The 4588-nt window shown below is 63.1% G+C and carries 5 protein-coding genes and 1 pseudogene; 2 read left to right on the plus strand and 4 right to left on the minus strand.

The window, feature by feature from the left end:
• Window positions 1-365, minus strand: a 365-nt coding sequence (locus tag EOB59_RS33285) for a DUF2243 domain-containing protein (RefSeq protein WP_128290201.1), incomplete at its 3' end; no start/stop codon positions are given.
• 1 nt (window position 366) lies between these two features.
• Window positions 367-537, minus strand: coding sequence for a hypothetical protein (locus EOB59_RS33290; protein WP_127321693.1), 171 nt, complete (start codon window positions 535-537; stop codon window positions 367-369).
• Window positions 538-697: 160 nt separating this feature from the next.
• Between EOB59_RS33290 and EOB59_RS33295 the strand changes: the two are divergent.
• Both EOB59_RS33295 and EOB59_RS33305 read left to right on the plus strand, forming a co-directional pair.
• Window positions 698-916 (plus strand): annotated as a pseudogene (locus EOB59_RS33295) (cytochrome c oxidase subunit I); the annotation flags it as partial.
• Between the two features lie 292 nt (window positions 917-1208).
• Window positions 1209-2198 carry an alpha/beta hydrolase gene (locus tag EOB59_RS33305; RefSeq protein WP_128290202.1) on the plus strand — a complete coding sequence of 330 codons (990 nt, stop codon included), beginning with the start codon at window positions 1209-1211 and terminating at the stop codon, window positions 2196-2198.
• Window positions 2199-2505: 307 nt separating this feature from the next.
• Here EOB59_RS33305 and EOB59_RS33310 read toward each other — a convergent pair whose 3' ends face one another.
• On the minus strand, window positions 2506-2988 hold the full coding sequence (locus EOB59_RS33310) for a DUF2269 family protein (RefSeq protein ID WP_128290203.1): 483 nt from the start codon (window positions 2986-2988) through the stop codon (window positions 2506-2508).
• A complete protein-coding gene (locus tag EOB59_RS33315) occupies window positions 2988-4274 on the minus strand; it encodes an SDR family oxidoreductase (protein WP_128290204.1) in 1287 nt (428 codons plus the stop codon). The genes EOB59_RS33310 and EOB59_RS33315 overlap by 1 nt, the downstream gene beginning before the upstream one ends.
• Window positions 4275-4588: the final 314 nt, after the last annotated feature.

Consider the following 4588-nt stretch of genomic DNA (forward strand, 5'->3'; position numbering starts at 1 on the left):
ATCCGATGCACGCCGAGCAGCCAATGGAACACAATGGCGTCCACCAGATGCCAGAGGCCGAACCCGGTGAAGGCTAGCCGAAGGATCTCGGTCGTCGTTCCGGCCCGCCCGCCTGCTGCCCTCGCCGCCACCAGTAGCACCGTGCCGGCAACGGCGAACACGTACATGAACAAGTGGAAGAGGCCGTCGGCTATGATCTGGAAGCGCAGGTCGGAACCCGCCGGGTCGGCGAGGCCCGAGAGAAGATGATGCCATTGCAGAATCTGGTGCAGGACGATGCGGTCGAAGAAACCGCCCAGCGCGAAGCCGAGCAGAAGCCAGCCGACTCGCGTTCTTGGATCGAGTTTCGCGGTGATGGTGTCCATATCACGACGACTCCGCCGAAGCCGGAGAGCCAAGTCTGGTTAGCAGCTCCAGGTGCATCGCCCTGTCCGCCGTCGGGTCGTGGAGATCATGACGGGCCTCGATCCAGAAGGCCGTAATCAGCCCGCCGACCACTGTCGTCAGAACCAAAGTCCCAGCAATGACTGCCAGCATGGAATGTCGATCCTTCAACCGCGCAGGGATAGGCCGCGCCCGACCCGAACCTCGGCTTCTGCCGTATGTTCCCTCGCGTCGGGCGTTCTGGGGAGGGAACAATCAACTGACATCATGGTTCGGATGCCCTGTTGGCGGATGGCTGAAGCGGAGAACGCTCATGAGTGAATATTCGGCGGCGGCTCCGAGCAGCCGCGACGACCACAAGCCGCGGGGCATCACCCGCTGGCTGTTTTCGACAAACCACAAGGATATCGGAACCCTCTACCTGATCTTCGCCTTCATAGCGGGGGTCATCGGCATGCTCTTGTCGGTGGGCATGCGAATTGAACTGCAGCAACCCGGGATCCAGGTTTTCCCTGGGTTGGCATCGATGATCTCAGCGGCGCTGTCTATCTGGTCGATGCAGCCGGCGTCACGCATTCCAACATCGCGGAAGGTGAACCTGATGCCGCCCTTTCCATCCATGATTTGAGGGTTCACGTGCTGAGCTCCGGTGATGCCTTCGATCTCGCGATGCGACGCCCGGTCGGGGTTCCGTGAGGCTTTGACACCCGGATGGCAAAGATACGGCGGGACTGGCTAAACGAGTTGGCGACGCCGATGCCGATGCGCAACCGCGACGTGCGCTCAACGGTGGGCCACCGTGCAGACCCAGCGCAGGAGTCAGTATGTTTTCGAACCGGATAAAACTCGCCACACTGTTTGCGGCTGCCGCCCTGTCGCTGGCGGCATACAATAACGCACGCGCCAGGAAGGCCTTGGCTCCCCGTTCGATGGGACGCACTCCGAGGATCGATGGGGTGGACTTGAGCATCCTTGAGAAAGGCAGCGGGCCTCCTTTGCTCCTGTTGCATGGCAATGGCTCGGTTGCGGAGGATTTTGCGATCAGCGGCGTGCTCGACCTGGCGAGTGCCAAGCATCGGGTCCTCGCCTTCGACCGGCCAGGCTTCGGCGGAAGCTCGCGGCCGGCTCGAAAGCGATGGTCGGCGTGCGAGCAGGCCGATCTCTTCCACGAGGCCGCCGCCAAACTAGGCATTCACAAATACCTCGTGCTCGGACATTCCTGGGGCGCTTGGATCGCGCTGGAGATGGCCCGCAGGCACGCTCCCTCGGTCGCCGGCCTGGTCCTCGTCTCTGGATATTACTATCCCTCACCGAGGCTGGATCTCGCTCTTGCAGCACTACCGGCCGTACCGCTGATGGGCTCGGCATTCCGTCACACCTTGCTGCCGCTCGCAGTAAGGCTCGGCTGGCCGTCGGCCATGCGAAAGATATTCCGGCCTGGGCCGATCTCGAACGTTTTTTCGGTGAGCACAAAGGAGGTCGCCAGCCGCCCCTCTCAGTTGCGCTCAGTCTGTGTGGAGACAGCCCTGATGCTCGGCGCGGCGCTGTTCACGAAGCCTTGCTATCGGGACATCGACGTGCCGACCGGAATCGTCGCTGGAGCAGGGGACAGGCTGTTCGACGCTCGGCGTGAAGCGGAACGCTTGCATGCCGAAATTTATGGATCACTGATGGAAATAATCCCGAATTCCGGGCACATGGCTCACCACAGTGACCCGCAGGCGGTGCTCCGAATGATCGACAAGGTCACCTGTATGCCTCGTCCACCAAAAGACGGAGGCAGCAGCGACGCGCTCTCGCCAGCTGCGCGCTGACATCATCGATCAGGGTAGCCTGCGGTTTGTCGTGTTGGCAGGGCAGGGCAGGGGTACTTGCGCGGAGCCGGTTCGCCGCGTGCCCGCAGGCTGAGAGCCTACAAAAGATTCCGATTTCTCCCGACACCAACCCGCCGAACCGCCTCATGAAGCGCCACAGAGGTGCTCGGGCGATGAGCGGGGACCTGTGCAACCATTGCCACCCGAATGCAAGAACGGAACGAGGCAGTCTGCGGCTGGCGTCCATCGCCGCCCAACTTGCTAGGCGCAACGTTGCAGACCGTGACGAGGGAGACGAAGTCCGGTGCTACAAGGCGAACCAATCGATCGACGGCCGCGAAATCATCAGCCAGAAGATGGCGAGCACAGCCCCGAAAGCAGGAAAGCCGAACGCGAACCAGAGCCGAAACAAGGTATTATAGCGCTGTGGTGGAGGTTGCTTCGCTGCCGCGCCCTGCAGGGCGAGATTGCGCATCTCGATCTGCATCCACACGACTGGAAGCCAGAACAGGCCGGTGATGAGGTAGAGCAGGATCGAAAGCACAATCCACCCCTCGGTCAGCGAATAGCCGGAATGCCAGGCGAGGAATGCACCGGTGACAGGTTGGGCGATGACGGCGGTTGCAGTGAACATGAAATCGGCGATCACGACGATGCGTGCGACCGCCGCGATGGTTGCGGAATCTGCGGTCCGATGGGCGAGCAGCATGAAGAAGGCGATGCCGGCGCCGGTGCCCAGCAGCACCGCTGCGCCGACGACATGCAGGAACTTGAGCATGAAGTAGATCATCAGCGTTCCTCCAGGACCGCCAGCGCGACAAAATGCAGAACCAGGATCGGCAAGATCTTCAGGAACGGGCCGAGCGGCTCGTTCCACAGTTCTGGCCGCAGCATGGTCCCCGCGATCGCATAGAAAAGAGCCACCGCGATCGCCCCGAACAGACCCAGCCGACTGGTCGGTCGCCAGGCGATCAACGCGCCGACCGCCATGTCGGCCAGCGCTCCGGCGATGACCGCCGGTTCCGCCAGCGGACCGATGGCAGTGCCTACCAGCAAGTCGACCCCGCGGCGCCAGCCAGTGGTCAGGGAAATGATGCCGGTCATGATCCAGAAGAAGGGCAGGACAGTAAAGATCGCCGGCTTGACGAAATAGAGACGGGCGAACCATCGCTCCTGCACCGTCGCGGGATTGAGCTTTAGCGCCGCTTCGAGGCTGGATGGTTGGATGCCTGTCGCTGCGATCCACGGGTGCGGGTCGCCGACAGCGCCCCGCACGATTTCCTTGGCCGCATTGCTGCGCATCGGCGGGCGCCAGCCGAGCAGAGCCGTCGCATCGCCGATCCGGTACAGGCTGGCCGCAACGCTACCGGGCAAGGTGAACTCTCCAGCCGGTCTCGACCCGAGCCAGCGGCGGTAGAGGCCGACCACCTTGGTCATCGGCAGCGCATCAGGTCCGGCAAGGTCAAGTGCAAGGCGCGATGCGCTATCGGGCCGGAGAAAATGCAGGACAGTGGCGATCAAGTCGTCCAACTGTACGACCTGGAGCCGACCCGTGCTGGGCATCACCGGCAACAGTGGCAATGCGGCCAGTCCGCGAAACAGCGCACTGGCGCCGAACGCCGGCCTGCCTAGCACGACCGAAGGGCGCAGGATGACCCAGTCCAAATCGCGCGCCATCAACGCCTGGTCGCCAGCCAGCTTGCTGGCCGAGAAGGCGGACGGCTGCAGTCGATCGACCCCGATTGCCGAGAAGTGAATGACTTTTCTCACGCCTGCTTGCTCACAGGCGGCAAAGAGGGCCGATGCGCCGCCCGCATGCACACCGCCAGTGCTTTCTTGCGTGCTGTCCTGCAGCACGCCGGCGCAGTTGACGACCGCATCGATGCCTTTCAGATGCGGGCTCCAGTCCTGCGTCCGCAGCGCTCTTGCCATGTCGAGCAAGACAGGCGGCAAGCCTGTGAAGGACGCGGTGCCGGCACGATGCAGCACGCGAACGATTTCATATCCATCGGCGGCTAGGCGCGCGCAAAGCGAAGTTCCGATCAGACCCGACGCGCCGGTGACGAGAACCCTCATCCGGCGTGCCCGGAAAACTGGGACGGCAGGCGCGCCTCGACCTGTCTGGACGCGGAGCCGGACGACGCCACGAAGCTGTCTTCGCAGCCCGGCCACTCGATCGGGCGGTCCGAGACCTGGTCGCCCAGGTGAGGGCTGATTGAAGCAAGCGTCCGCGCGGCGCGGAAGCAACTGCGCCCAGAGCTCCCATCATTGTTCGCGCGGCCTTGTCCTGGAGCAAAGGCGCCGAGCGCGGACTCGGGTTGGTTGTTCCTCTGGTGCCCATCATCGGGTGCTCATCCTAAGCTGCCACGCTGTTCCTGCAAAACTTTGCT

It is taken from the genome of Mesorhizobium sp. M7A.F.Ca.MR.176.00.0.0, assembly GCF_004023165.1.
Taxonomy (GTDB): Bacteria; Pseudomonadota; Alphaproteobacteria; order Rhizobiales; family Rhizobiaceae; genus Mesorhizobium.